Annotated in this window: 26 protein-coding genes and 1 pseudogene; 25 read left to right on the forward strand and 2 right to left on the reverse strand. The window is 73.9% G+C overall.

Annotation, left to right across the window (positions count from 1 at the left end; translation table 11 throughout):
* Window positions 1–24: 24 nt before the first annotated feature.
* Window positions 25–312, reverse strand: coding sequence for a ferredoxin (locus QMQ26_RS31320; protein ID WP_033255313.1), 288 nt, complete (start codon window positions 310–312; stop codon window positions 25–27).
* Window positions 313–539: 227 nt separating this feature from the next.
* On the opposite strand from QMQ26_RS31320, the gene arc reads away from it, so the two are divergent.
* From arc to QMQ26_RS31440, 24 genes are all read left to right on the forward strand, one after another.
* Window positions 540–2,306 carry a proteasome ATPase gene (arc, locus tag QMQ26_RS31325; protein ID WP_282203579.1) on the forward strand — a complete coding sequence of 589 codons (1,767 nt, stop codon included), beginning with the start codon at window positions 540–542 and terminating at the stop codon, window positions 2,304–2,306.
* A 115-nt stretch (window positions 2,307–2,421) separates the two neighbouring features.
* On the forward strand, window positions 2,422–3,933 hold the full coding sequence (dop, locus tag QMQ26_RS31330) for a depupylase/deamidase Dop (RefSeq protein WP_111552044.1): 1,512 nt from the start codon (window positions 2,422–2,424) through the stop codon (window positions 3,931–3,933).
* A gap of 97 nt (window positions 3,934–4,030) precedes the next feature.
* Complete coding sequence (locus QMQ26_RS31335; RefSeq protein WP_111552045.1) at window positions 4,031–4,249, forward strand: ubiquitin-like protein Pup; 219 nt, start codon at window positions 4,031–4,033, stop codon at window positions 4,247–4,249.
* Between the two features lie 189 nt (window positions 4,250–4,438).
* Window positions 4,439–5,284 (forward strand): proteasome subunit beta, encoded by an 846-nt coding sequence (prcB, locus tag QMQ26_RS31340; protein WP_282203580.1) that lies wholly within the window; start codon window positions 4,439–4,441, stop codon window positions 5,282–5,284.
* Between the two features lie 32 nt (window positions 5,285–5,316).
* Window positions 5,317–6,096: a proteasome subunit alpha gene (gene prcA / locus QMQ26_RS31345; RefSeq protein WP_282203581.1), complete on the forward strand. Its 780-nt coding sequence runs from the start codon at window positions 5,317–5,319 to the stop codon at window positions 6,094–6,096.
* A 96-nt stretch (window positions 6,097–6,192) separates the two neighbouring features.
* Entirely contained in the window at window positions 6,193–7,554 is a 1,362-nt protein-coding gene (pafA, locus tag QMQ26_RS31350) for a Pup--protein ligase (RefSeq protein WP_033212823.1), read from the forward strand.
* Between the two features lie 78 nt (window positions 7,555–7,632).
* Entirely contained in the window at window positions 7,633–8,628 is a 996-nt protein-coding gene (locus QMQ26_RS31355) for an FKBP-type peptidyl-prolyl cis-trans isomerase (protein WP_100839302.1), read from the forward strand.
* Window positions 8,629–8,741: 113 nt separating this feature from the next.
* Window positions 8,742–10,022 (forward strand): FKBP-type peptidyl-prolyl cis-trans isomerase, encoded by a 1,281-nt coding sequence (locus tag QMQ26_RS31360; RefSeq protein WP_282203582.1) that lies wholly within the window; start codon window positions 8,742–8,744, stop codon window positions 10,020–10,022.
* Between the two features lie 59 nt (window positions 10,023–10,081).
* Complete coding sequence (locus QMQ26_RS31365; protein WP_035868835.1) at window positions 10,082–10,453, forward strand: FKBP-type peptidyl-prolyl cis-trans isomerase; 372 nt, start codon at window positions 10,082–10,084, stop codon at window positions 10,451–10,453.
* Window positions 10,454–10,570: 117 nt separating this feature from the next.
* On the forward strand, window positions 10,571–11,545 hold the full coding sequence (locus tag QMQ26_RS31370; protein WP_282203583.1) for a helix-turn-helix transcriptional regulator: 975 nt from the start codon (window positions 10,571–10,573) through the stop codon (window positions 11,543–11,545).
* Window positions 11,542–12,507 carry a helix-turn-helix transcriptional regulator gene (locus tag QMQ26_RS31375; protein WP_100839299.1) on the forward strand — a complete coding sequence of 322 codons (966 nt, stop codon included), beginning with the start codon at window positions 11,542–11,544 and terminating at the stop codon, window positions 12,505–12,507. The genes QMQ26_RS31370 and QMQ26_RS31375 overlap by 4 nt, the downstream gene beginning before the upstream one ends.
* A complete protein-coding gene (locus QMQ26_RS31380; RefSeq protein WP_100839298.1) occupies window positions 12,504–12,734 on the forward strand; it encodes a zinc ribbon domain-containing protein in 231 nt (76 codons plus the stop codon). Before QMQ26_RS31375 ends, QMQ26_RS31380 begins: the two co-directional genes overlap by 4 nt.
* A 12-nt stretch (window positions 12,735–12,746) precedes the next feature.
* Window positions 12,747–12,902, forward strand: coding sequence for a hypothetical protein (locus QMQ26_RS31385; protein WP_158585321.1), 156 nt, complete (start codon window positions 12,747–12,749; stop codon window positions 12,900–12,902).
* Between the two features lie 131 nt (window positions 12,903–13,033).
* The gene (locus QMQ26_RS31390) at window positions 13,034–13,297 is read left to right on the forward strand and encodes a twin-arginine translocase TatA/TatE family subunit (protein ID WP_282203584.1); all 264 of its coding nucleotides are present in this window, start codon (window positions 13,034–13,036) and stop codon (window positions 13,295–13,297) included.
* Between the two features lie 59 nt (window positions 13,298–13,356).
* Window positions 13,357–14,292, forward strand: coding sequence for a twin-arginine translocase subunit TatC (gene tatC, locus QMQ26_RS31395; protein WP_100839296.1), 936 nt, complete (start codon window positions 13,357–13,359; stop codon window positions 14,290–14,292).
* Window positions 14,293–14,444: 152 nt separating this feature from the next.
* Window positions 14,445–15,629 (forward strand): NAD(P)/FAD-dependent oxidoreductase, encoded by a 1,185-nt coding sequence (locus QMQ26_RS31400; protein WP_282203585.1) that lies wholly within the window; start codon window positions 14,445–14,447, stop codon window positions 15,627–15,629.
* A 73-nt stretch (window positions 15,630–15,702) separates the two neighbouring features.
* Window positions 15,703–16,011, forward strand: coding sequence for a (2Fe-2S)-binding protein (locus QMQ26_RS31405; RefSeq protein ID WP_100839294.1), 309 nt, complete (start codon window positions 15,703–15,705; stop codon window positions 16,009–16,011).
* Entirely contained in the window at window positions 15,992–17,425 is a 1,434-nt protein-coding gene (locus QMQ26_RS31410; protein ID WP_282203586.1) for an FAD/NAD(P)-dependent oxidoreductase, read from the forward strand. The genes QMQ26_RS31405 and QMQ26_RS31410 overlap by 20 nt, the downstream gene beginning before the upstream one ends.
* Before the next feature lie 64 nt (window positions 17,426–17,489).
* Entirely contained in the window at window positions 17,490–18,428 is a 939-nt protein-coding gene (locus QMQ26_RS31415) for a dihydrodipicolinate synthase family protein (RefSeq protein WP_282203587.1), read from the forward strand.
* Between the two features lie 99 nt (window positions 18,429–18,527).
* Complete coding sequence (locus QMQ26_RS31420; RefSeq protein WP_282203588.1) at window positions 18,528–19,535, forward strand: proline racemase family protein; 1,008 nt, start codon at window positions 18,528–18,530, stop codon at window positions 19,533–19,535.
* Between the two features lie 69 nt (window positions 19,536–19,604).
* Window positions 19,605–20,984 carry an aldehyde dehydrogenase family protein gene (locus tag QMQ26_RS31425; RefSeq protein ID WP_282203589.1) on the forward strand — a complete coding sequence of 460 codons (1,380 nt, stop codon included), beginning with the start codon at window positions 19,605–19,607 and terminating at the stop codon, window positions 20,982–20,984.
* Complete coding sequence (locus QMQ26_RS31430) at window positions 20,984–21,994, forward strand: proline racemase family protein (RefSeq protein WP_282203590.1); 1,011 nt, start codon at window positions 20,984–20,986, stop codon at window positions 21,992–21,994. Before QMQ26_RS31425 ends, QMQ26_RS31430 begins: the two co-directional genes overlap by 1 nt.
* Before the next feature lie 402 nt (window positions 21,995–22,396).
* Window positions 22,397–22,939 carry a hypothetical protein gene (locus QMQ26_RS31435; protein ID WP_282203591.1) on the forward strand — a complete coding sequence of 181 codons (543 nt, stop codon included), beginning with the start codon at window positions 22,397–22,399 and terminating at the stop codon, window positions 22,937–22,939.
* Between the two features lie 125 nt (window positions 22,940–23,064).
* The gene (locus QMQ26_RS31440; protein ID WP_100839288.1) at window positions 23,065–23,778 is read left to right on the forward strand and encodes a GntR family transcriptional regulator; all 714 of its coding nucleotides are present in this window, start codon (window positions 23,065–23,067) and stop codon (window positions 23,776–23,778) included.
* Between the two features lie 21 nt (window positions 23,779–23,799).
* Here the strand turns inward: QMQ26_RS31440 and QMQ26_RS31445 are convergent.
* Window positions 23,800–24,465: pseudogene (locus QMQ26_RS31445) on the reverse strand (flavin reductase family protein); the annotation flags it as partial.
* A gap of 65 nt (window positions 24,466–24,530) precedes the next feature.
* Here QMQ26_RS31445 and QMQ26_RS31450 point away from each other — a divergent pair.
* Window positions 24,531–25,226, forward strand: coding sequence for a winged helix-turn-helix domain-containing protein (locus QMQ26_RS31450; RefSeq protein ID WP_282203592.1), 696 nt, complete (start codon window positions 24,531–24,533; stop codon window positions 25,224–25,226).
* Window positions 25,227–25,239 lie beyond the last annotated feature (13 nt).

Below are 25,239 nucleotides of genomic sequence, written 5' to 3' on the forward strand. Positions count from 1 at the left end.
TCCGGGTCGGCCCCGTCGGCCGGGTCAGTCCGCGTCCGGCCCGTAGACCTCGACGCCGTCCGCCGCGCGGCGGACGTGGATGCAGTCGCCCGGGCAGTCCTTGACCGAGTCCACCACGTCCTGAAGGAGCGTCAGCGGCACGGGCACCGTCTCGCCCGGCTGCTGGCGCAGTTCGTCGTCCGCGCCCTTCACGTAGGCCAGCCCGTCGATGTCGAGCTCGAAGACCTCGGGCGCGTACTGCGCGCAGATGCCGTCGCCGGTGCACAGATCCTGGTCGATCCAGACTTCGAGTGCCTCGCCAGTCCCCGCCATTGCCCCTGCCGTTTCTGCTCTGGTCGCCCCGCATTCGGGGACATTCCTGTCACGATACATCCGCGCTGCTTTGAACCGTTGAGCGGTGGGCATCTCCTCTACCAGAGGGGAAGCGAGCGGGGCGGACATCGGACACGCCCGATCCATCTTTCTGATCTAGGGGTTTACATGACCCTGGTGCCAGGTAGGTTTGGGTCGTCCAGCTCCCCCAGGAGGAGGTGAGGACCGTGGCAGCCCACGATGACGACTACGACCGCAGCGCCGGCAGGCCCGCACGGGGGTCCGACGAGGCCGCACAGGTCTCGTACCTCGAGCAGGAGATCGCCGTCCTGCGGCGCAGGCTCGCCGATTCTCCGCGCAGCTCAAGGGTTCTTGAGGAGCGGATCGTCGAGCTCCAGAACAGCTTGTCCGGCGTGACCGCCCAGAACGAGCGGCTCGTCGCCACCCTGCGCGAGGCCCGCGACCAGATCGTGGCCCTCAAGGAGGAGGTCGACCGGCTCGCACAGCCGCCGGCCGGATTCGGCACCTTCCTCGAGAAGAACGAGGACGGCACCGCCGACATCTTCACCGGTGGCCGCAAGCTCCGGGTCAACGTCAGCCCCAGCGTCGAGCTGGACGAGCTGCGCCGCGGCCAGGAGGTGATGCTCAACGAGGCGCTGAACGTCGTCGAGGCGATGGCGTTCGAGCGGATCGGCGAGATCGTCACGCTCAAGGAGGTGCTGGAGGGCGGCGACCGCGCGCTGGTCGTCGGCCACACCGACGAGGAGCGGGTGGTCCGGCTCGCCGAGCCGCTGCACGGCGTCACGATCAGGGCGGGCGACGCCCTGCTGCTGGAGCCGCGCTCCGGCTACGTGTACGAGGTGGTGCCGAAGTCCGAGGTCGAGGAGCTGGTCCTCGAGGAGGTCCCGGACATCGACTACCGGCAGATCGGCGGCCTCGCCGGCCAGATCGAGCAGATCAGGGACGCGGTCGAGCTGCCCTACCTGCACGCCGACCTGTTCAAGGAGTACGAGCTCCGGCCGCCCAAGGGCGTCCTGCTCTACGGCCCGCCCGGCTGCGGCAAGACGCTGATCGCCAAGGCGGTGGCCAACTCGCTGGCCAAGAAGGTCGCCGAGGTGACCGGCCGGCCGCAGGGCAAGAGCTACTTCCTGAACATCAAGGGCCCCGAGCTGCTCAACAAGTACGTCGGCGAGACCGAGCGGCAGATCCGCCTGGTCTTCCAGCGGGCCCGGGAGAAGGCGAGCGAGGGCACACCCGTCATCGTCTTCTTCGACGAGATGGAGTCGCTCTTCCGCACCCGCGGCTCCGGCGTCAGCTCGGACGTGGAGAACACCATCGTCCCGCAGCTGCTGGCGGAGATCGACGGCGTGGAGGGCCTGGAGAACGTCATCGTCATCGGCGCCTCCAACCGCGAGGACATGATCGACCCGGCGATCCTGCGGCCCGGCCGCCTGGACGTCAAGATCAAGATCGAGCGGCCGGACGCCGAGGCGGCCAAGGACATCTTCTCCAAGTACCTGCGGGACACCCTCCCGTTCCACCCGGACGACCTCAAGGAGCACGACGGCTCGGTGTCGGTCACCGTCGCCGCCATGATCCAGTCGGTGGTCGAGCGGATGTACTCGGAGACCGAGGAGAACCGCTTCCTGGAGGTCACCTACGCCAACGGTGACAAGGAAGTGCTGTTCTTCAAGGACTTCAACTCCGGCGCGATGATCCAGAACATCGTCGACCGGGCGAAGAAGATGGCCATCAAGGACTACCTCGACCACGGCCAGCGCGGTCTGCGCGTCTCTCACCTGCTCGCCGCCTGCGTGGACGAGTTCAAGGAGAACGAGGACCTGCCGAACACCACCAACCCGGACGACTGGGCCCGCATCTCCGGCAAGAAGGGCGAGCGGATCGTCTTCATCCGCACCCTCGTCACCGGCAAGCAGGGCGCCGAGTCCGGCCGCTCCATCGACACCGTCGCCAACACCGGGCAGTACCTGTAGCACGCGCACCACCCCGTCCGGCTGCGGCGCTCGGCAGGGCCCCGCAGCCGGACGGTGCGTCTGCACCGGCACCACCCAGCAGTACCCAGCAGTACCCACAGGTCAGGAGGGCCGCATGACCGTACGGCGCGTGATGGGGATCGAGACCGAGTACGGCATCTCCGTGCCCGGCCACCCCAACGCCAACGCCATGCTCACCTCGTCCCAGATCGTCAACGCGTACGCGGCGGCGATGCACCGGGCGCGCCGCGCCCGCTGGGACTTCGAGGAGGAGAATCCGCTGCGCGACGCCCGGGGCTTCGACCTGGCCCGGGAGGTGGCCGACTCCAGCCAGCTCACCGACGAGGACATCGGCCTGGCCAACGTCATCCTCACCAACGGCGCCCGGTTCTACGTCGACCACGCCCACCCCGAGTACTCCTCGCCCGAGGTCACCAACCCGCTCGACGCGGTGCTCTGGGACAAGGCGGGCGAGCGGATCATGGCGGAGGCCGCCGAGCGCGCCCTGGAGCTGCCCAACGGGCAGCGGATCCTGCTCTACAAGAACAACACCGACAACAAGGGCGCCTCCTACGGCACCCACGAGAACTACCTGATGCAGCGGGCCACCCCGTTCGCCGACATCGTCCGCCACCTGACCCCGTTCTTCGTCTCCCGCCAGGTGGTGTGCGGGGCCGGCCGGGTCGGCATCGGGCAGGAGGGCGGCGGGCACGGCTTCCAGATCAGCCAGCGCGCCGACTACTTCGAGGTCGAGGTCGGCCTGGAGACCACCCTCAAGCGCCCGATCATCAACACCCGCGACGAGCCGCACGCCGACGCCGAGAAGTACCGCCGGCTGCACGTCATCATCGGCGACGCCAACCTCTCCGAGGTCTCCACCTACCTCAAGCTCGGCACCACCGCGCTGGTCCTGTCGATGATCGAGGACGGCTTCATCGCCGTCGACCTCGCCGTCGACCAGCCGGTGCGCACCCTGCACCGGGTCTCCCACGACCCGGAGCTCAAGCAGCTGGTCCAGCTGCGCAGCGGCCGCAAGCTGACCGCCGTGCAGCTCCAGATGGAGTACTGCGAGCTCGCCCGCAAGTACGTCGAGGACCGCTACGGGCAGGACGCCGACGACCAGACCGTCGACGTGCTGGCCCGCTGGGAGGACGTGCTGGGCCGCCTGGAGCGGGACCCGATGAGCCTGTCCCGGCAGCTCGACTGGATCGCCAAGAAGGAGATCCTGGAGGGCTACCGGCAGCGCGACGCCCTGGAGTGGGACAGCCCCCGGCTCCAGCTGGTCGACCTCCAGTACAGCGACGTGCGGCCCGACAAGGGCCTCTACAACCGGCTGGAGGCGCGCGGCCGGTTCGACCGGCTGTTCGACGAGGACGAGGTGCGCCGCGCCGTCACCCAGCCTCCCGAGGACACCCGGGCCTACTTCCGCGGCCGCTGCCTGGAGCAGTACGCCGACCACGTGGCCGCCGCCTCCTGGGACTCCGTCATCTTCGACCTGCCCGGCCACGACAGCCTCCAGCGCGTCCCGACCATGGAACCGCTGCGCGGCACCCGGGAGCACGTCAAGGAGCTGCTCGACCGGTGCCGCACCGCCGAGGACCTGGTGCGCGTCCTCTCCGGCGGGTAACTTTTCGATCACCGAGGGTGAACGTTTCCCGGACGGGGAATCATTCCGGTGAGCAGCCAGCGTTGAACGAGAACACCGAACGAGCGGGGTGAGGAAAATGGCGGAGAAGGACACCGGCGGCGGTCAGCAGCGGGCCAACCGCTCCTCCGAGGAGGTCGAGGAGCAGGCCGCGGAAACGCAGGGCTCCGACGAGCTCAAGGAGCGCCAGGAAAAGCTCAGCGACGACGTCGACTCGGTACTCGACGAAATCGACGAGGTACTGGAATCCAACGCCGAGGATTTCGTGCGCGGATTCGTCCAGAAGGGCGGCGAGTGAGAGGGGAAACCCCTCCGTCCACCGAAGAGAGCAGCACGAGCGCCGCAGGTGTGCCCTGAGCGCGCCTGCGGCCTCGTGCTGCCGGAAGCTCCTCGGAGCAGCTCCCCCGGAGAGCGTGGAACCGGCCCCGGAAGCGGGTAGGGTCCGGGGCACCAAGCAACTTTCGATCTTCGATCCGGAAGGACACGTGTGGAAGCCAACCTCAGTGGCACCGGGCGTCTGCCGGCCGCCTTCCTCACCCCCGGCTCCTCCTCGTTCCTGGACTTCCTCGACAGCCACGCGCCCCAGCTGCTCCCCGGGCGGCGCACCCTCCCCGAGGGGATGACCGTCGAGGCGCCGCACGGCACCACCATCGTCGCCGCGGTCTTCGACGGCGGCGTGGTGCTGGCCGGCGACCGCCGCGCCACGATGGGCAACGTCATCGCCCAGCGGGACATCGAGAAGGTCTTCCCGGCGGACGAGTACAGCGCCGTCGGCATCGCCGGCACGGCCGGCCTGGCGGTCGAGATGGTCCGGCTGTTCCAGCTGGAGCTGGAGCACTACGAGAAGATCGAGGGCGCCGTGCTCTCGTTCGAGGGCAAGGCCAACCGGCTCACCACGATGATCCGCTCCAACCTGGCGATGGCCATGCAGGGCCTCGCGGTCGTCCCGGTCTTCGCCGGCTACGACCTCGACCTCGGCCGCGGCCGGATCTTCACCTACGACGTCACCGGCGGCCGCTCCGAGGAGCGGGCCGGCTTCGCCGCCACCGGCTCCGGCTCGGTCTTCGCCCGCGGCTCGATGAAGAAGCTCTACCGGGACGGCCTGACCGGCGACGAGGCCGCCACCCTCGCCGTCCAGGCGCTGTACGACGCCGCCGACGACGACTCCGCGACCGGCGGGCCCGACCTGGCCCGCCGGATCTTCCCGATCGTCACGCTGATCACCGAGGACGGCTTCCGCCGGCTCACCGAGGCGGAGGTCTCCGCGATCGCGGTCTCGATCACCGACCGGCGCCGCGAGCAGCCCAACGGCCCGCAGGCCCCGCTCCTCTGAGTCCGCCTCAACCACCCGAAGGGAGACCGGCGGTGTCCACGCCGTTCTACGTCTCGCCCCAGCAGGCCATGGCGGACCGCGCGGAGTACGCCCGCAAGGGCATCGCCCGCGGCCGCAGCGTGGTCGTGCTCACCTACGCCGACGGCATCGTCTTCGTCGCGGAGAACACCTCACGGGCCCTGCACAAGGTCTCCGAGATCTACGACAAGATCGCCTTCGCCGCGGTCGGCCGCTACAACGAGTTCGAGAACCTCCGGATCGGCGGCGTGCGCTACGCCGACCTGCGCGGCTACTCCTACGACCGGGCCGACGTCACCGCCCGCGGCCTGGCCAACGTCTACGCCCAGACCCTGGGCACCATCTTCTCCTCGGTCGGGGAGAAGCCCTACGAGGTCGAGCTGATCGTCGCCGAGGTGGGCCGCACCCCCGCCGACGACCAGATCTACCGGCTCACCCCCGACGGCTCGGTGGTGGACGAGAAGAACGCCGTGGTGGTCGGCGGCAACGCCGACTCCATCGGCAACTACCTCGGCCAGCGCCACCGAGCCGGACTCACCCTCGCCGAGGCGCTCAAGCTGGCGGTCGACGGCCTGGCCCGCGACCCCAACGGCGGCAGCCCCCGCGCCATGACGCCGGAGCAGCTGGAGGTCGCCGTCCTGGACCGCCAGCGCTTCCAGCAGCGGAAGTTCAAGCGCATCCTGGGCGGCCAGCTGGCCCGGCTGCTCAGCGGCGACGAGTCGGCCGCCGACGAGGACGCCGACGGCACCGACGCCGCCGACGGCGCGGGCGACGCGAGCACCGACACCGAATGACCGCCCGGGCGGCCCGCCGCGCAGCGCGGGCCGCCCGCCGGTCCACCGACCGCCACCGAGGGGTTCCACCGAGCTTCGAACAGAGAAGAGTCGCACATGGACCGCCGAATTTTCGGGCTGGAGAACGAGTACGGAGTCACCTGCACCTTCCGGGGCCAGCGCCGGCTGTCGCCGGACGAGGTGGCCCGCTACCTCTTCCGCCGGGTCGTCTCCTGGGGCCGCAGCAGCAACGTCTTCCTGAAGAACGGCGCCCGGCTCTACCTCGACGTCGGCTCCCACCCCGAGTACGCGACCCCCGAGTGCGACGACGTCACCGAGCTGGTCACCCACGACAAGTCCGGCGAGCGAATCCTCGAGGGCCTGCTGGTGGACGCCGAGCGGCGGCTGCACGAGGAGGGCATCGCCGGCGACGTCTACCTGTTCAAGAACAACACCGACTCGGCCGGCAACTCCTACGGCTGCCACGAGAACTACCTGGTGGCCCGGCACGGCGAGTTCTCCCGGCTGGCCGACGTGCTGATCCCGTTCCTGGTCACCCGGCAGCTGATCTGCGGCGCCGGCAAGGTGCTGCAGACCCCGCGCGGCGCGGTCTACTGCGTCAGCCAGCGCGCCGAGCACATCTGGGAGGGCGTCAGCTCCGCCACCACCCGCTCCCGCCCGATCATCAACACCCGCGACGAGCCGCACGCCGACGCCGAGCGCTACCGGCGGCTGCACGTCATCGTCGGCGACTCCAACATGTCGGAGACCACCACGCTGCTCAAGGTCGGCGCCACCGACCTGGTGCTGCGGCTGATCGAGGCCGGCGTGGTGATGCGCGACCTGACGCTGGAGAACCCGATCCGGGCGATCCGCGAGGTCAGCCACGACCTGACCGGCACCCACCAGGTCCGGCTCGCCAACGGCCGGGAGGCCTCCGCCCTGGAGATCCAGGAGGAGTACTACACCAAGGCGCTGGAGTTCGCCGACCGCAAGGGCCTCAACGAGGGCACGGTGGCCCGGGTGCTGGACCTGTGGGGCCGCACCCTGGAGGCGGTGCGCAGCGAGGACCTGGCCAAGGTCGGCACCGAGATCGACTGGATCATGAAGTACCAGCTGATCGAGAAGTACCGGGCCAAGCACCAGATGACCATGTCCAACCCGCGGGTCGCCCAGATCGACCTCGCCTACCACGACATCCACCGCCGCCGCGGCCTGTTCTACCTGCTGCAGAAGAACGGCCAGGCCAAGCGGGTCACCACCGACCTGCTGACCTTCCAGGGCAAGTCGGTGCCCCCGCAGACCACCCGGGCCCGGCTGCGCGGCGACTTCATCCGGCGCGCCCAGGAGCAGCGCCGCGACTTCACCGTCGACTGGGTGCACCTCAAGCTGAACGACCAGGCGCAGCGCACCGTGCTGTGCAAGGACCCGTTCCGCTCGGTGGACGAGCGGGTGGAGAAGCTGATCGCCGGGATGTGATCCGCCGGCCCGGTCCGGTCCGCCGGGGGCGCGCCGCGCCTCCGACGGACCGGACGAATCGGGTCATAGGCTGACGTCATGCGTCGAACCGCCTACCTGCTCACCGTTCCCCTGACCGTCGCGCTGCTCGCCGGGTGCAGCAGCTCGGGCGGCTCCGGGAAGTCCACCGCGACGACGCCGGCGGCCTCCTCGGCCTCCGCCGCCGAGGTGCCGAGCCCGGTGGCGTCCGCCTCGCCGATGCCCACCGTCTCGGGGGACTTCGGCTCGAAGGCGACCATCACGCTGCCCGCCGAGCCGCCGTCCGGGCAGTTCGTGGTGAGCACCGTGAGCGAGGGCTCCGGGGCGGTGGTCAACAAGAACGACTGGGTGACCGTCAACTACACCGTCAAGGACTGGACCAGCGGCAAGGACCTGTCCAGCTCCTACGACTCCGGCGGCAAGCCGCAGCTGTACCAGCCGGGCAGCGGGCAGCTGGTGCCCGCCTTCGACCAGAGCGTGGTGGGGAAGAAGGCCGGCAGCCGGGTGCTGGTGGTGGCCCCGCCGGCCGCCGGGTTCGGCAGCCAGGGCTCCAGCGCGCTGGGCGTCGGCAAGGACGACACCGTGGTGTTCGTGCTGGACGTGGTGAGCACGCTGCCGCAGGACACCACCGTCCCCGGGGACCTCACCCAGCCGCCCGCGAACGCCCCGCAGGTGAAGGACAACGGCAAGGCCGCGCCGACCATCACCGTCCCGGCCGGCCAGCAGCCGCCCGCCGACCTCCAGCAGTACGTGCTGGTCCAGGGCACCGGCCCGCAGGTGCAGAGCGGGCAGACGCTGGTGGTCCAGTACACCGGCGTGACCTGGACGGACGGCAAGCAGTTCGACTCCTCGTGGAACCACGGCGGCGCGCAGGCCCTCCAGGTCGGCACCGGCAGCCTGATCAAGGGCTGGGACCAGGGGCTGGTCGGCAAGAACGTCGGCAGCCGGGTGCTGCTGGTGGTCCCGCCGTCGCTGGGCTACGGCGACCAGGCCAGCGGCTCGATCCCGGCGAACTCCACCCTGGTGTTCGTGATCGACATCCTGCAAGCCGTCTGAGAACGGCCTGACAGCCGGGCGAGGGCCGGGCTGACCCGCTCTCATGCCGACCTGACATACTGCTGCCCCGCACCAGTGGTACACGCGTCGTCGGGCGAGTCGAATGGGGAGTCATGTCTGAGAAAGCGTCGAGCCCGGGCGAGGCCGACACCAACGGGAACAAGCCCTCGGTGGACCGCGAGTCGATCGTCGTCCCCGCCGAGATGCTGACCCAGGCGGGGTGGGCGCCGCCCACCGCCCCGGTGGCCCCCGGGGAGAAGGCCGAAGAGGCCCCGAAGGTCTTCGCGTCCAACCAGCGCAAGGTGCCGCTCTCCGAAGCGGGCTACGACGAGGACCCGGGCGGGGTGGGCCGGCTCGGCGTGATCCTGGGCTCGGTCCTGGCCGTGCTGCTGGTCGCGTCCGGCGTGACGATGTACTACGTCAACAAGGACGACGGCAAGCCCTCCGCGCAGGCGGACTCGGCCGCCGCCAGCCCCGCTCCCTCGGACACGCCGACCCAGGAGCCGGTGCCGCCGATCAAGGACAGCGCCAAGGTGCTGCCGACCGTCGCCGGCGACTTCGGCTCCAAGGCGGCCATCACGCTGCCCAAGGACGCCCCGGACGGGACGTTCGTGGTCAAGGAGCTCTCCGCGGGCAACGGCCCGAAGGTGGAGAAGGGCAACTGGGTCACCGTCGACTACACGGCGATGGACTGGCAGACCGGCAAGGACATCCCCGGCTCGTACGGGGAGCAGAACGGCAAGCCGCAGCTGTACCAGGCCGGCGGCGGGTCGCTGATCCCGGCGCTGGACAACGCCGTCGAGGGCCACAAGGCCGGCAGCCGCCTGCTGGTGGTCGCCCCGCCCGGGGCCGCGTTCGGCGCGCAGGGCAACAGCCAGCTGGGCATCGGGGCCGCCGACAGCCTGGTCTTCGTGCTGGACATCCGGCAGGCCACCGCGCCGGGCGCGGTGCTCTCCGGTGACGTGACCCCGCCGCCCGCGGACTTCCCGCAGGTCAAGGACAACGGCACCAAGCCCGCCGACATCACCCCGCCCAAGGGCGTCGCCGACCCGACCGACCTGAAGAGCCACGTGCTGATCCAGGGCAAGGGCCGCAAGATCGAGTCCGGCGAGAAGGTGCTGGTCCAGTACACCGGCGCGCTGTACAAGGACGGCAAGAAGTTCGACTCCTCGCTCGACCGCGGGCAGGCGTTCACCTTCACCACCGGCGCCGGCAGCGTCATCGAGGGCTGGGACAAGGGCATCGTCGGCCAGAACATCGGCAGCCGGGTCGAGCTGGTCATCCCCGCCTCGCTGGGCTACAAGGACCAGGCCAGCGAGAGCATCCCGGCCAACTCCACCCTGGTGTTCGTGGTCGACATCCTGGACGCCGGTGTCGGCGGCGGCGACAGCTGACGGCCCGTCGGTGCGCCTAGGATGAGTCCCGTTCACGCAACCGAACGAGAAGAGCAATCGTGAGCCTGACCAAGCCGGAGATCGACTTCCCGGGCGGCGACGCCCCGACCGAGCTCCAGATCCGCGACATCGTGGTCGGCGACGGCGCCGAGGCCAAGGCCGGCGCGGTCGTCGAGGTCCACTACGTCGGTGTCACCTTCGCCTCCGGCGAGGAGTTCGACGCCTCCTGGAACCGCGGCCAGACCTTCCGCTTCCCGCTGGGCGGCGGCCGGGTCATCAAGGGCTGGGACCAGGGCGTCGAGGGCATGCGGGTCGGCGGCCGGCGCGAGCTGATCATCCCGCCGCACCTGGCGTACGGGAACCAGTCCCCGAGCCCGCTCATCCCGGCCGGCTCCACCCTGATCTTCGTGGTGGACCTGCTGGGCGTCTGACCTCGGACGCACCACCGAACCCCCGGTTCCGCCAGGAGCCGGGGGTTCGGCTTTCTCTGGACGTGCTCGTACCGGTACGGTCAGGCGGGTCACCCCCGATCGGAGGAAGGGTCACCGATGGCGATCGCCAAGGCAGAGCGGCTGATGAACCTCGCCCTGTGCCTGATGAACACCCGCCGTCCGCTCTCCAAGAAAGAGCTGCGCGAGTCCGTCGAGGCGTACCGGGAGGCCTGGCAACAGGGCTCCGAGGACGCCTTCAACCGGATGTTCGAGCGCGACAAGGACGACCTGCGCGAACTCGGCCTGATCATCGACGTGGACGAGAACGCGCTCGACGGCGAGATCGGCTACCTCGCCCGCCGCGACCGCAACCGGCTCCCCGAGATCGCGCTGGACGCCGAGGAGGCCGCCGCGCTGGCGCTGGCCGCCCGGGTCTGGCAGCAGGCGAAGATGTCCGGCGCCGCCAGCGGCGCCCTGCAGAAGCTGCGCGCGGCCGGCGTCCCGTTCGCCGAGGACCGCGAGCACGGCGCGCTGGAACCCCGCATCCCCGCCCGGGAGGCCGCGTTCGAGCCGCTGCTCACCGCCGCCCGGGACCGCCGGCCGGTCACCTTCGACTACCGCAAGGCCGGCGCCGCCACCGCCGAGCCGCGCTCGGTGGAGCCCTGGGCGCTGGAGTGCTGGCGCGGCCACTGGTACCTGGCCGGCTACGACCGCGACCGCGGCTCGGCCCGGGTCTTCCGGCTCTCCCGGATCACCGGCAAGGTCCGCTCCCGGGCCGGCGCGTTCACCGGCGAGGTGCCCGAGCACGTGGACGTCCGGGCCGTGGTGGCCCGGTTCGCCGGCGAGGGCGCCACCGCGGTGGCCCGGGTCAAGGTGCGCTCCGGCGCCGCCTACCCGCTGCGCCAGCGCGCGCTGGAGACCCGGCCGGTCGGCGCCGACTGGGACGAACTGGACGTCCCGTACGGCAACGGCCTGGGCGCCGACCTGGCCGAATACGGTCCCGACGTCATCGTGATCGGCCCGGAGGACCTGCGGGCCGACGTCATCGACCGGCTGCGCGCCGTCGCCGGTCTCGCGGAGGTGCAGGCATGAGTAACGCGATCGACCAGACGCGCCGGATGCTGTCGCTGGTCACCTACCTGCGCGAGCGGCCCGGGGCCGAGGTCGCCGAGGTGGCGCGGGCGTTCGGGATCACCGAGCGGGAGCTGATCGGCGACCTGAACGTGCTGCCGATGTGCGGCACCTCCTTCCGCGGCGGCGACCTGCTCGACATCGACACCGACGGCGAGCGGATCTGGTGGCACAACGTGGACGACGTCGCCCAGCCGCTGCGGCTGGCCGCCGACGAGGCCACCGCGCTGCTGGTCGCCGCCCGGGCCGTCGCCGGGCTGCCCGGCCTGCGCGAGCGGGACCGGCAGGCGCTCACCCGGGCGGTCGCCAAGATCGAGGACGCGGCGGGCGAGAACGCCGAGTCCGCGGCCCGGGTCGGCGTCACCTTCGAGGCCGAGGGCACCGTCTTCGCCGACATCGACCGCGCCCTCAGCGAGGGCCGGCTGATCTGGCTGCGCTACTGGTCGCACGGCCGTGGCGAGCTGACCGAGCGCGAGGTCGACCCGATCCGGCTGGTCACCGAGGGCCACACCTACCTGGAGGGCTGGTGCCGCACCTCCGAGGACCGGCGCACCTTCCGGCTCGACCGGATCGCCGAGATCAAGGTGCTCGACGAGCCCGCCAACCCGCCCCGGCTCCAGCCCCGCGACCTGTCCGCCGGGCTGGTCGCCCCCACCGCCGAGGACCCGCAGGTGGTGGTCGAGGTCGGCCCCGGCGGCCGCTGGGTCGCCGAGTACTACACCCACGACAGCGCCGAGGAACTCCCCGACGGCGGCCTGCGGATCACCCTGCGCTCCGCCGAGCCGTCCGGCCTGCGCCCGCTCGCCCTGCGGCTGGGCCGGGACGGCCGGATCACCGCCCCCGCCCAGCTCGCCGAACAGGCCCGCACCGCCGCGCTGGCCGCGCTGGAGCACTACCGGGACGGACGGGTCGGAACCACGTGACCGACGGCACCAGATTCAAGGTGTACTGCTCGCAGTGCCGGGAGAAGGTCGAGCTCCCGGCCCGCGAGTTCCGGCTGGCGCTCGGCGCCAGCAAGGAGCGCACCTTCTACAGCTTCACCTGCCCGGCCTGTGGAGCGGTCGTCCGCAAGATCGCCGGGGAGAAGATCGTCGCCGCGCTCACCGAGGCCGGCGTGCGCACCATGCGGCTGCTGCCGGTGGACGGATAGGGAGGACCGCACGTGAACTGGACCCTGGTCGGAGCCGTCCTGCTGTCCACCGCGGGACTGCTGGTGCTCGGCGCGCTCGCGCTGCGGCTGTGGCTGGACGTGCGGGCGCTGGCCCGCGAGGTGGACGGCGCGGTCGGCGCGCTGCAGCGGGCCGCCGCGGGCGACTGACCACGGCCGGACGGTCGGTGACCGGTATCCGATCGTTGGGTACCGGGTTCCCGCGCGGACACCCCGAGCGGCTACCATCGCCCGCAGAGAGGGGGCCCTGCCTCCCGGACGAGGAAGGCGGTGCACTGCGGATGCGACTCCTTTCACCCGGCTCGCTGCTGCTGGTCACGGCGCTCGCGGTGCTGCTGTTCGGCGGCAAGCGGCTGCCGGACGCGGCGCGGGCGCTGGGCCGGTCGCTGCGGATTCTCAAGAGCGAGGGCCGGGCCCTGCGCCGGGAGTTCGACTCCGGCCGACAGACGCCCGCCGCCCCCGCCCCGGCCGCGCGGCCCGCCGCCGAACCGGAACGGGTGGTCAAGGCCGCCCCGGGCGCCCCCCGCCCCGACCGGGCCGCCTGAACGCCCGCGTCGGCCCCGCACCACACCGACTACGACGAGCGCACGATTCGAGGACCGGGTTGAGCAAGACGAGCAAAGCGGCCAAGGACCCTGAGGGGCGGATGGCGCTCGCCGACCATCTCCGCGAACTGCGCAACCGGCTGGTCAAGTCGCTGCTGGCGATCATCCTCTTCACGATCGTCGCGGTGTTCTACCACAAGGCGCTGCTGGACTTCCTGATCGAGCCGCTGCCCGCGTGCAACCCGGACGGCACCCTGCCGGCCGGCCTGAAGCACTGCGCGGAGATCTCCAACATCGGCCTGACTACCCCGTTCACGGTCATGCTGAAGGTCAGCCTCACGGCCGGCGCGGTGGCCGCCACCCCGGTCTGGCTGTACCAGCTGTGGAAGTTCGTGGCACCCGGCCTGCACCAGCACGAGAAGCGCTACTCGGTGGCGTTCCTGCTGGTCGGCACCCCGCTGTTCCTGGCCGGCGCGGTGCTCGCGTACGTGGTGATGCCGCTGACCGCGGAGATGCTGATCAGCTTCGTCGGCGACGGCGTCAAGTCGATCGTGCCGGTGGAGACCTACCTGGACCTGATCACCCGCATGGTGCTGGTGTTCGGCGCGGGCTTCGAACTGCCGCTGTTCCTGGTGATGCTCAACCTGGTCGGGGTGCTCACCGGCCGGCGGCTGCTCAGCTGGTGGCGCGCGATGGTCATGGGCATCACGGTGTTCGCGGCCTTCGCCACCCCGTCCACCGACCCGCTGTCGATGCTGGCGCTGGCCGCGCCGATCTGGGCGCTGTACTTCCTGGCGGTCGGGGTCGCGCTGCTCAACGACAAGCGCAAGGCCGCCCGCAACCCCGACGCCGGGCTGAGCGACGAGGAGGCCTCCCGGGTCGACCTGACGGTCGAGGGCGTGGCGGACGCCGAGTCGGTCGGCGGGGTCGAGGCGGTGGAGGCGCCCGCGCCGGTCCCGGCCTCGCGCCGCGACCAGATCGACGACATCACCTGACCGGGCGCGCGGGCGGCGAGCCCCGCGCGGCGGTGAACGGCCCCGGACCTGTCGGTCCGGGGCCGTTCGGCGTTCTGGGGCCGGGGCGGGGGCGGGGCGGCCGGGTGGGGGAGTCCTTGCCCGGGGTTCGAGCCATGTGACATATTACCGAGGTGCTCAAGCGAAACCCCTACGACGTCGTGGTGGTCGGGGCCGGCGTGGTCGGTGCCGCCTGCGCCTACTACGCCGCCCGGTCCGGCCTGAAGGTTGCCGTGGTGGACCGCGGGCCGGTGGCCGGCGGCACCACCGGCGCCGGTGAGGGAAACCTGCTGGTCTCCGACAAGGAGCCCGGCCCGGAACTCGACCTCGCCCTGCTCTCCACCGGCCTGTGGCGCGACCTCGCCGCCGAGCTCGGCGCACGCGTCGAGTACGAGCCCAAGGGCGGCCTGGTGGTCGCCACCGGCCCCGCCGGACTCGACCCGCTGCACGGCTTCGCCGCGCAGCAGCGCACCGCCGGGGTGACCGCCGTCCCGGTCACCGCCGACGACCTGCCCGCACTCGAACCGCACCTGGCCGCCGACCTGCCCGGCGGCTACCTGTACCCGCAGGACGCCCAGGTCCAGCCCGCGCTGGCCGCCGCCCACCTGCTGCGCGCCTCCGGCGCCGACCGTTACCTCGGCGAGGCCGTCACCGGCCTGCTGCGCGGCCCCGGCGGCGCCGTCACCGGCGTGGCCACCGCCCGCCGCGCCCTTGCCGCCCCCGCCGTGGTCAACGCCGCCGGCACCTGGGGCGGCGAACTCGCCGCGCTGGCCGGGGTCCGCCTCCCGGTGCTGCCCCGGCGCGGCTTCGTCCTCGTCACCGAACCGCTGCCGCGGATCGTCCGGCACAAGGTCTACGCCGCCGACTACGTCGCCGACGTCGCCTCCGGCTCGGCCGACCTCCAGTCCTCCGCCGTGGTCGAGGGCACCCCCGCCGGGCCGGTGCTGATCGGCGCCAGCCGCGAGCGGGTCGGCTTCGACCGGACCCTCGGCCCCGAGGTGCTGCACCGGCTCGCCGCCCAGGCCGCCGCGCTGTTCCCGGTGCTGCGCGCCGTCCAGGTCCAGCGCGCCTACCGGGGCTTCCGCCCCTACCTGCCCGACCACCTGCCGGCCGTCGGGCACGACGCCCGGGCGCCCGGGCTGTACCACGCCTGCGGGCACGAGGGCGCGGGCATCGGGCTGGCGCCCGCCACCGGGCTGCTGATCAGCCGTCAGCTCACCGGCGCGGAGCCGGAGCTGGACCTGGCACCGTTCCGGCCGGAGCGGTTCGACGACGCCGAGGACGCCGAGGGCGCGGGGGACGCGGGGGACGCGGCGTGAGCGGGTGGCGGTGCGCGGGCTTCCGCGCGGGGTGGCCGGTGCGGTGTGACGTACGTGAAGGGGAGGAGTAGCCGTGGACCCGCTCGACCTGGTGGGCGCCGAACCCGGCCCCGTCCGGACCTTCCGGTTCGACGGCCGCCCGGTGCCCGCGCTGCCCGGGCAGACGCTGGCCGCCGCGCTGTGGGCCGACGGCGTGCCGGCCTGGCGCACCACCCGGCGCGGGGGCCGTCCGCGCGGGGCGTTCTGCGGGATCGGGCAGTGCTTCGACTGCCTGGCCACCGTCAACGGCCGACCCAACCAGCGCCTGTGCCTGCTGCCCGCCGAGCACGGCGACACCGTCACCACCCAGGAGGGGCACGGCCATGCCGACCTCGGAGTCTGAGCCGCGCGAGCACCGGGACGGGCCCTCCCGCGACCGCTACGACCTCGCCGTGATCGGCGCGGGCCCCGCCGGGCTGGCCGCCGCCGACGCCGCCGCCGGGTTCGGCCTGCGGGTCGCCCTGGTGGACGCGGGCAGCCGGCCCGGCGGCCAGTACTACCGGCACCCCGCCCCCGAACTGGGCGCGGCCCGGCCGGAGCGGCTGCACCACGGCTGGGCGGTGTTCGCCCGGCTGCGCGCGCGGCTGGCGGCCTCGCCGCTGGTCGACCACCTGGCCGGCCACCACGTCTGGGCGCTGGAGGCGGGCGCCCCGGGCGACGACACCGGTCCCTGGCGCCTGCACGCCACCCGCGGCCCCGGGGCGGTCGACCGGGCCACCGTGCGGGCCCGGGCCGTCCTGCTGGCCACCGGCGCGCACGAGCGGCAACTGCCCTTCCCGGGCTGGACGCTGCCCGGGGTGGTGACCGCGGGCGGTGCGCAGGCGATGCTCAAGTCCTCCCTGGTGCTGCCCGGCCGGCGCGTCGTGGTGGCCGGGAGCGGTCCGCTGCTGCTGGCCGCCGCCTCCTCGCTGGTCGCGGCCGGGGCGGAGGTCCCCGCGATCGTGGAGGCCACCTCGTACCTCGGCTACGCCCGCGGGCTGCCGGTGCTGGCCGGCAACCCCGGCAAGCTCGCCGAGGGCGCCGCGCACGGCGCCCGGCTGCTGCGGCACGGGGTGCGGCTGCGGCGCGGCAGCGCGGTGGTCGAGGCGCACGGCACCGACCGGGTCACCGCCGTCACGGTGGCCCGGCTGGACGCCCGGTGGAAGCCGGTGCCGGGCAGCGAGCGGCGGATCGGGTGCGACGCGCTGGCGATCGGCCACGGGCTGGTGCCGCAGATCGAACTGGCCACCGAGCTCGGCGCCGCGACGGCCGCCGGGCCGGACGGCGCGGTCGCCCTGGCGGTGGACGCCCGGCAGCGCACCAGCGTGCCCGGGCTGTGGGCGGCGGGGGAGACCTGCGGCGTCGGCGGCGCGGACCTGGCGCTCGCCGAGGGCGTGCTGGCCGCCCACGCGGTGGCCGGACGCCCGTTCCCCGCCCGGGCGGCGGCCGTCCGCCGACGGCGGCGCGCGTTCGCCGTGCTGATGGCCGCCGCGCACGCGCCCGGGCCGGACTGGACCGGCTGGGTCACCGACGACACCGAGGTCTGCCGCTGCGAGGAGGTCCCGGCCCGGGCGGTCCGGGAGGCCGTCGAACAGCTCGGCGCCGGCGACGCCCGGACGGTCAAGCTGCTCACCCGGGCCGGCATGGGTTGGTGCCAGGGCCGGATGTGCGGACCCGTGGTGGCCCGCCTGTCCGGCGGCGGAGTCGGACGGCCGGACAGCCGACCGCTGTCCTGCCCGGTGCCGCTGGCGCAACTGGCCGAGCCGGGGCCGGACTAGGGCCGGCGGCCGGGCCCGCCCGGTGGTGGCGGGGGCCTTGTGGTCCCTGTCGCCCCCTTATAAAATGTCACACATCATATCGAGGGAGACCCCCGTGACCCGCACCCCCCGCGACCCCGCCCGTCCCTGGCGCGGCATCATGGTCGCCACCACGCTGCCCTTCCGCGACGACCTCACGGTGGACTACGACGCCTACGCCGAGCACGTCCGCTGGCTGATCGACAACGGCTGCGACGGCGTCGTCCCCAACGGCTCGCTCGGCGAGTACCAGACGCTCACCGCCGAGGAGCGGGCCAGGGTCGTCACCACCGCCGTCGAGGCGGCCGGGGACGGGGCCCGGGTGATGCCCGGCGTGGCGGCCTACGGGAGTGCCGAGTCGCGGCGCTGGGCCGAGCAGGCCGCCGAGGCCGGGGCGGGTTCGGTGCTGCTGCTGCCGCCGAACGCCTACCGGGCCGACCGGGCCGCGGTGCGGGCGCACTACACCGAGGTGGCCCGGGTCGGGGTGCCGGTCGTCGCCTACAACAACCCGATCGACACCAAGGTCGACCTGGTCCCGCCGCTGCTGGCGCAGCTGCACGCGGACGGCTCGATCGTCGCGGTCAAGGAGTTCTCCGGCGACGTCCGCCGCGGCTACGAGATCGCCGAGCTGGCCCCCGGGCTGGACCTGCTGATCGGCGCCGACGACGTCCTGCTGGAGCTGGCCCTGGCCGGGGCGGTCGGCTGGATCGCCGGCTACCCGAACGCGCTGCCCGCCGCCTGCGCCGAGCTGTACCACGCGGCCGTCTCCGGCGATCTGGCCACCGCCGTCCCGCTCTACCGCTCGCTGCACGCCCTGCTGCGCTGGGACTCCAGGACCGAGTTCGTCCAGTCCATCAAGCTCTCCATGGACCTCGCCGGGCGCCCCGGCGGTCCGACCCGCGCCCCGCGCCTGCCGCTCGTCCCGGAGGCCGAGGCCGCGGTGCGCGCCGCGACCGGGAAGGCGCTCGCCGAGGGCCACAAGTAGCCCGTGCCGCAAGGTGGTTCGGGCCGGCCCCCCGGGGGAGCCGGCCCGGGCCGCCGGAGGTCCGGACCCGCCGACAGCCGACTGGAGAGAACAACCGCGATGCGGACCCGTCACGTCTTCCACGCCGTCGACTCGCACACCGAGGGCATGCCCACCCGGGTGGTCACCGGGGGCTTCGGCACCATCCCCGGCGCCACCATGGCCGAGCGGCGCACCCACTTCCAGCAGCACCTCGACGAGTTCCGCACGCTGCTGATGTACGAGCCGCGCGGCCACTCCGCGATGAGCGGCGCGATCCTCCAGCCGCCCACCCGGCCGGACGCCGACTTCGGGGTGCTGTACATCGAGGTCTCCGGGCTGCTGCCGATGTGCGGGCACGGCACCATCGGCGTGGCCACCGTGCTGGTGGAGACCGGCATGGTGCCGGTGGTCGAACCGGTCACCACGGTGCGGCTGGACACCCCCGCCGGGCTGGTGGTCGCCGAGGTCCGGGTGGTGGACGGCGCGGCGGTCGGCGTCACCCTCCGCAACGTGCCCTCGTACGCGGTGGCGCTGGAGCGGAAGCTGGAGGTGCCCGGGTACGGGACGGTCGGCTACGACCTCGCGTACGGCGGCAACTACTACGCGATCCTGCCGCTGGAGCGGCTCGGCCTGCCGTTCGAGCGCGGGCGCAAGGACGAGATCCTGGCCGCCGGGCTGGCCGTGATGGACGCGATCAACGCCGCGGACGGGCACCGGCCGACGCACCCCGAGGACCCGTCCATCCACGGCTGCCACCACGTCCAGCTGCTCGCGCCCGGCTCGGACGCGGTGCACTCCCGGCACGTGATGGCCATCCACCCCGGCTGGTTCGACCGCTCGCCCTGCGGGACGGGCACCTCGGCGCGGATGGCCCAGCTGCACGCGCGCGGCGAGCTGGCGATCGGCGCCGAGTTCCGCAACGACTCCTTCATCGGGACGACCTTCACCGGCCGCCTGGTCGAGGAGACCACCGTCGCCGGGCTGCCCGCCGTCGTCCCGACCGTCACCGGCCGGGCCTGGGTGACCGGCACCGCGCAGTACTTCCTCGACCCGACGGACCCGTTCCCGGCGGGCTTCCTGCTGTAGCCCGTCCGCCAGGCGTTGTGACGTCACTTGGCGAACCGTCAATCTCCGTTCAATGGAAGGTCCTTGAGCATGGGCACCATCGACTCGTACAACCCCGCCGACCCCGGCGACCTGGTGGCCTCGGTGCCGTCGACGGGGGCCGACGGCGTCGCGGCGGCGGTCGCGGGGGCGCGGGAGGCGCAGCGCGGCTGGTGGGCGCTGGGGGCGGCCGGGCGGTCGCTCGCGCTGGGCCGGGCCGCCGCGGCGGTCGAGGCGGCAGCCGAGGAGCTGGTCGCGCTGGTGGTGCGCGAGGTCGGCAAGCCGGTGGCCGAGGCGCGCGGCGAGGTGGCCCGCACGGTGGCGATCTGGCGCTACTACGCGCAGGCGCCGTTCGCCGCCTCCGGCGAGGTGCACGAACCGGCCGCCGGCCAGGGCCTGCTGCTGACCCGCCGCCGCCCGCACGGGGTGGCCGGGCTGATCACGCCGTGGAACTTCCCGCTGGCGATCCCGACCTGGAAGGCCGCGCCCGCGCTGGCCGCCGGCAACGCGGTGGTGCTCAAGCCGTCCGCGGAGGCGGTGGCCTGCGCGCTGCGGCTGGCCGAACTCGCCGGCCTGCCCGCGGGCGTGCTGACCGTCGTCCCGGGCGGGGCCGAGGAGGGGACGGCGCTGGTCGGGAGCGCGGACGTGGTCTCGTTCACCGGCTCGACCGGGGTGGGCCGCGCGGTGGTCGCCGGGGCGAGCGGGCGTGGTGTCCCGGTGCAGGCCGAGATGGGCGGCCTGAACGCCGCCCTGGTGCTGCCCGACGCCGACATCGCGCAGGCCGCCGCCCACCTGGCCGGTGCGATCGCCGGGTACGCGGGCCAGAAGTGCACCGCGACCGGCCGGGTGATCGCCGTCGGCGACGCGTACGAGCCGCTGGCCGAGGCACTGGCCGAGGCGCTCGGACGGACCCCGGCCGCCGACCCGGCCGCCCCGGACACCGTCTGCGGGCCGGTGATCGGCCGGCCGGCGCTGGAGCGGCTGACCGGGGCGATCGACACCGCCCGGGCCGGCGGCGCCACCGTGCCGGCCGGCGGGGCCAGGGCCGACCGGGCGGGCTGGTTCCTGGAGCCGACCCTGCTGGCGGACGTCCCGGCCGGGCACCCGCTGCTGGCGGAGGAGTTCTTCGGCCCGGTCGCGGTGCTGCTGCCCGCCGCCGACCTGGACGAGGCGGTCGCGCTGGCCAACGACACCCGGCACAGCCTGTCCACCTCCGTCCACTCGCGCGCCCTGGACGTGGCGCTGGCCGCCGCGGACCGCCTGGACGCGGGCATGATCCGGATCAACGCGCCCTCCAGCGGCGTCGACTTCCACCTGCCGTTCGGCGGCGCCAAGGGCGCCTCGTACGGCGCCCGCGAGCAGGGGCGGGCCGCGCTCGACTTCTACACCGCCTCGCGCACCGTCAGCGTGCTGCCCGCCGGGGAGTACTGATGGGCCGGGTCTCCACCGTCGACTACCACGCCGCGGGCGAGCCGTTCCGGATCGTCGTCGCCGGGCTGCCGCCGGTGCCCGGCGACACCGTCGCCGAGCGCCGGGCGATCGCGATCGGCGCGGGCGGCAGCGCGACCGCGCCGCGGCCCGGCCCGCTGGACGACGTGCGCCGCCTGCTGACCCGGGAACCGCGCGGGCACGCCGGCATGTCCGGCGGGTTCGTCGTCCCCGCGGACGACGGCGAGGCGCACGTCGGCGTCCTGTTCTGGCACAGGGACGGCTACTCGACCGCGTGCGGCCACGGCACCATGGCGCTCGGCGCGTGGGCCGTGGACACCGGCCTGGTCGACGCCCCCGACGACGGCACCGCGCTGGTGCGGATCGACGTCCCCTCCGGCCGGGTCGGCGCCACCGTGCACCGCCGCGGCGGCCGCACCACCGCCGTGACCTTCCGCAACGTGCCGACCCGGGTGCTGGCCCGCAAGGTCGACCTGACCGTGCTCGGACACCCGGTGGCCGTCGACCTGGCGGACTCCGGCGCGGCCTACGCCTCGCTGCCCGCCGCCGCGCTCGGCCTGTCCGTCGTCCCCGACCGGCTCGCCGACCTGGCCGCCGCCGGCCGGGAGGTCCGCGCCGCGCCGGCGGGCCACCCGGTGCTCGCCGGCCACCGCGACGGCCTCTACGGCGTCATCCTGTACGACGAACTGCCCGACACTCCGTCCGGCCCGCACCAGCGCAACGTCACCGTCTTCGCCGACGGCCGGATCGACCGCTCCCCGTGCGGCTCCGGCACCTCCGCCCGCCTCGCCCTGCTCGCCGACGACGGCGCCCTCGCCCCGGGCCGCACCCTGCGGCACGACTCGGTCATCGGCACCACCTTCACCGGCCGGGTCCGCGCCCCGCGGGGCGGCGCGGTCGTCACCGAGGTCACCGGCGCAGCCCACCGCACCGGCGAGCACCGCTTCGTCCTCGACCCCGAGGACACCCTGGGCCCGGGGTTCCTGCTGTGACCGCCGGGGCGGTGACCTTCGGGGCGGTGATCGCCGGGTCGAGTACCTGGAGCTGACCCTCGACCACCTCGCCGCTGTCGGCGCGCTGGAGCGGGCGCGCTGCGGGGCGGGCCGGACGTGGAGGGGTGCCCGGCGCGGTCGAGCGTGCCCGTACCGGCGGGGGAGCTGATGCTGATGCCCGCGGCGGCCGGGGGGTTCGCCAGGGTGAAGGTCGCGGGGTGGCGCCCGGGAACCCGGGGCCGGGCTGCCGTGGATCACCGGGGCGTACCTGCTGTTCGACGGGCCCGCGCTGCGGCCGGTCGCGCTGCTGGACGGGGCCGCGCTGACCGCGCTGCGCACGCCCGCGGCCACCGCGCCGGCGCTGCGGGCGCTGGCGGCGCCGGACCCGCGGCAGCCGGTGGTGTGTTCGGGGCCGGACCGCAGGCGCTGGGGCACGTGGCGGCGCTGCGGGCGGTGCTGCCCGGGCTGGAGCGGGCCACCGTGGTGGCGCGGCGGCCGGGGCCCGCGGGGGAGGCGGCGGCGTACGCGGCCGGGCTCGGCCCGGCCGCGGCCGTCGGCGGGCCGGAGGCGGTCGCCGGGGCGGACCTCGTGGTGTGCTGCACCACCGCCCGCACCCCGCTGTTCGACGGCCGGCTGGTGCCGGACCGGGCGGCGGTCGCGGCGGTCGGCTCGCACGAGCCGGACGCCCGCGAGGTGGACGCCCGCCTGGTGGACCGGGCGGGCGCGCTGCGCGAGGCCGGGGACCTGCTGATGGCGGGGGCCGGACCGGAGCGGCTGGTGAATCCGGTGGAACTGGTGACGGGCGGGGTCGCCGTCCGCCATGATCGTCCCAGGCTCTTCAAGAGCGTCGGCACGGCGTGGCAGGATCTGGCGGTGGCGACGACGCCGTACGCGCGGCGGGCGGTGCCGGGGCCGGGGCCGACGGCGGTGGCGGCGGCGGGGTAGCGCGGCGCGGGGTGGTCCGGGCGGGTGGCGCGGCGACACGGGCCGCCGCAACCGAAGGCCGGGCGTCCGCTCTCCGCAACGTGACATTGTACAATGGGGTCCTGTTGAACCTCCGGAGGAACACCATGGCCGACCTCAAGCCCCGCAACCTCATCTCCGTCCAGGAGCGGCTGCGCGACCAGGTCGCCCACGCCCTGCGGGCGGCACTCATCTCCGGTGAGCTGCGCCCCGGGGTGGTCTACTCCGCCCCGACCCTGGCCGCCGACTTCGGGGTCTCCGCCACCCCCGTCCGCGAGGCGATGCTCGACCTGACCCGGGAGGGGCTGGTCGAGGCGGTCCGCAACAAGGGCTTCCGGGTCACCGAGCTCTCCGACCGGGACCTCGACGAGTACACCGAGATCCGCGCCCTGATCGAGGTCCCCACCGTCGGCCGGGTCGCCCGGATCGCCACCGCCGAACAGCTGGAGGCGCTGCGCCCGCAGGCCGTGGCGATCGTCGAGGCCGCCCGCGAGCACGACCTGATCGGCTACCTGGAGGCCGACCGCCAGTTCCACCTCGACCTGCTCGCGCTGGCCGGCAACGCCCGCCTGGTCGAGACCGTGGGCGACCTGCGCAAGCGCTCCCGGCTGTACGGCCTCAACCGGCTCGACCGGCAGGGCGAACTGGTCAGCTCCGCCGAGGAGCACCTGGAACTGCTGGACGTACTGCTGACCGGCGACGCGGACGCCGCCGAGGCGTGCATGACCCGGCACCTCGGCCACGTCCGCCACCTGTGGGCGGCCGGCGACCGGACCGAGCCGGCCGAGCCGGAGAGCGCGCTGCGGCTGCCCGCCCGCTGACGGGCGGTCAGATGCGCGGGTGCGCGGGGTGCGGCTGCGGGCGGAGTGGCCCAGTTCCGGGCCCAGCCCGAAGTAGTGCCGGAAGTTGTACACCAGCGGGCTCCACGCGGCGGGGTCCACGTAGTCGGTGCCGGGCACCATGACCGCCTCCGTCGCGTGCGTCCGCCGGACCCGGGCCTCCACCAGCCGGAACTCCCCGGTGGCGTCCGGCCGCAGGTCCACCACCTCGGCCTCCAGGTGCAGCGGGCACTCGGCGACCCGCGGCGCGGCGACGGTCTGCCCGGGCAGCGCGGTCAGGCCCGCGCGGGCGAACTTGTCCCGGACGAACACCGGGCCGTCCGGCGCCTCCGCTGCCTCCGCTCCGTCCGGCGCGTCCGGCGCGTCCGGTCCGCCGGGGGCGTCCGGGCGTCCCGTGGTGCCGCCGAGCCGCTCCACCCGCCGCCACAGCTCCGGCCCCGGCACGTTCACCACCAGCTCCGGGCGGGCCGCCAGGTTGCGCGCCGTCCAGCCGCTGCGGCCGAGGCCCAGCACCACCGTGTGGTGCAGCGCCCAGGCCGAGGAGATCGGCGCGAGGTTCGCCGAACCGTCCGGGTTGACGCTGCTCACCAGCACCACCGGGGTGCCGAAGTACAGGATGTGCGGCTCGATGACGCGGTGGGAGGGGGCCGGGGAAAGGTCGTTTCGCATGCCGCCGACCGTAGGACCGGGACGCTTCGGCCCGCGCCGAAGCGTCCGCCCGGCAGGATGGACGGATGGACACCCCGACCGGCACCCGCTCCCTCGCCGCGACGGCGGCCCTGCTCGCCGACCCGACCCGGGCCGCGTTCTGCCTCGCCCTGCTGGACGGCCGTGCCTGGACGGCCGGCGAACTCGCCCGCAGCGCCGGGGTCGCGGCCCCCACCGCCACCGGCCACCTCAACCGGCTGGTCGGCGCCGGACTGCTCGCCGAGGAGCGCCAGGGCCGCCACCGCTACCTGCGGCTGTCCGGCCCGGCCGCCGCCGAACTGGTCGAGGCACTGGCCCAGTTCGGCGACCGGGACGCCCCCGCGCTGCCCGCCCGCTCGCTGCGCACCGCCCGGCAGCAGGGCGAACTCGCCCGCGCCCGCACCTGCTACGACCACCTCGCCGGGGCGCTCGGCGTCGCCGTCACCGACGCGATGACCGCCCGCGGCCTGCTCGACGACCGCAACGGGCTCTCCCTCACCGCCGCCGGGGCCGACTGGCTCGCCGCGACCGGCATCACCGTCCGCCCCGGCCGCCGCCCCGCCGTCCGGCCCTGCCTGGACTTCACCGAACGCCGCCCGCACCTGGCGGGCGCCGTCGGCGCGGCGCTCTGCCGGCACGCGGTGGACGCCGGCTGGGTGCTGCGGCGCCCGGACAGTCGGGCGCTGCGGGTCACGGAGGGCGGGCGGGCGGCGCTGCGCGGGCTGCTGGGGGTGGAGTGCTGACCGGGCGGCTCCG

Origin of the sequence: Kitasatospora fiedleri, assembly GCF_948472415.1 — a bacterium.
Classification (GTDB): domain Bacteria; phylum Actinomycetota; class Actinomycetes; order Streptomycetales; family Streptomycetaceae; genus Kitasatospora; species Kitasatospora fiedleri.

Coding starts and splice junctions, on each gene's coding strand:
- QMQ26_RS31390 (WP_282203584.1), top strand. CDS start 13,034: ATGCGACTCCTTTCACCCGGCTCGCTGCTGCTGGTCACGGCGCTCGCG.
- QMQ26_RS31355 (WP_100839302.1), top strand. CDS start 7,633: ATGCGTCGAACCGCCTACCTGCTCACCGTTCCCCTGACCGTCGCGCTG.
- QMQ26_RS31375 (WP_100839299.1), top strand. CDS start 11,542: ATGAGTAACGCGATCGACCAGACGCGCCGGATGCTGTCGCTGGTCACC.
- pafA (WP_033212823.1), top strand. CDS start 6,193: ATGGACCGCCGAATTTTCGGGCTGGAGAACGAGTACGGAGTCACCTGC.
- QMQ26_RS31420 (WP_282203588.1), top strand. CDS start 18,528: ATGCGGACCCGTCACGTCTTCCACGCCGTCGACTCGCACACCGAGGGC.
- QMQ26_RS31440 (WP_100839288.1), top strand. CDS start 23,065: ATGGCCGACCTCAAGCCCCGCAACCTCATCTCCGTCCAGGAGCGGCTG.
- QMQ26_RS31425 (WP_282203589.1), top strand. CDS start 19,605: ATGGGCACCATCGACTCGTACAACCCCGCCGACCCCGGCGACCTGGTG.
- QMQ26_RS31410 (WP_282203586.1), top strand. CDS start 15,992: ATGCCGACCTCGGAGTCTGAGCCGCGCGAGCACCGGGACGGGCCCTCC.
- dop (WP_111552044.1), top strand. CDS start 2,422: ATGACCGTACGGCGCGTGATGGGGATCGAGACCGAGTACGGCATCTCC.
- QMQ26_RS31450 (WP_282203592.1), top strand. CDS start 24,531: ATGGACACCCCGACCGGCACCCGCTCCCTCGCCGCGACGGCGGCCCTG.
- QMQ26_RS31415 (WP_282203587.1), top strand. CDS start 17,490: ATGTCACACATCATATCGAGGGAGACCCCCGTGACCCGCACCCCCCGC.
- QMQ26_RS31430 (WP_282203590.1), top strand. CDS start 20,984: ATGGGCCGGGTCTCCACCGTCGACTACCACGCCGCGGGCGAGCCGTTC.
- QMQ26_RS31335 (WP_111552045.1), top strand. CDS start 4,031: ATGGCGGAGAAGGACACCGGCGGCGGTCAGCAGCGGGCCAACCGCTCC.
- QMQ26_RS31360 (WP_282203582.1), top strand. CDS start 8,742: ATGTCTGAGAAAGCGTCGAGCCCGGGCGAGGCCGACACCAACGGGAAC.
- QMQ26_RS31320 (WP_033255313.1), bottom strand. CDS start 312: ATGGCGGGGACTGGCGAGGCACTCGAAGTCTGGATCGACCAGGATCTG.
- QMQ26_RS31370 (WP_282203583.1), top strand. CDS start 10,571: ATGGCGATCGCCAAGGCAGAGCGGCTGATGAACCTCGCCCTGTGCCTG.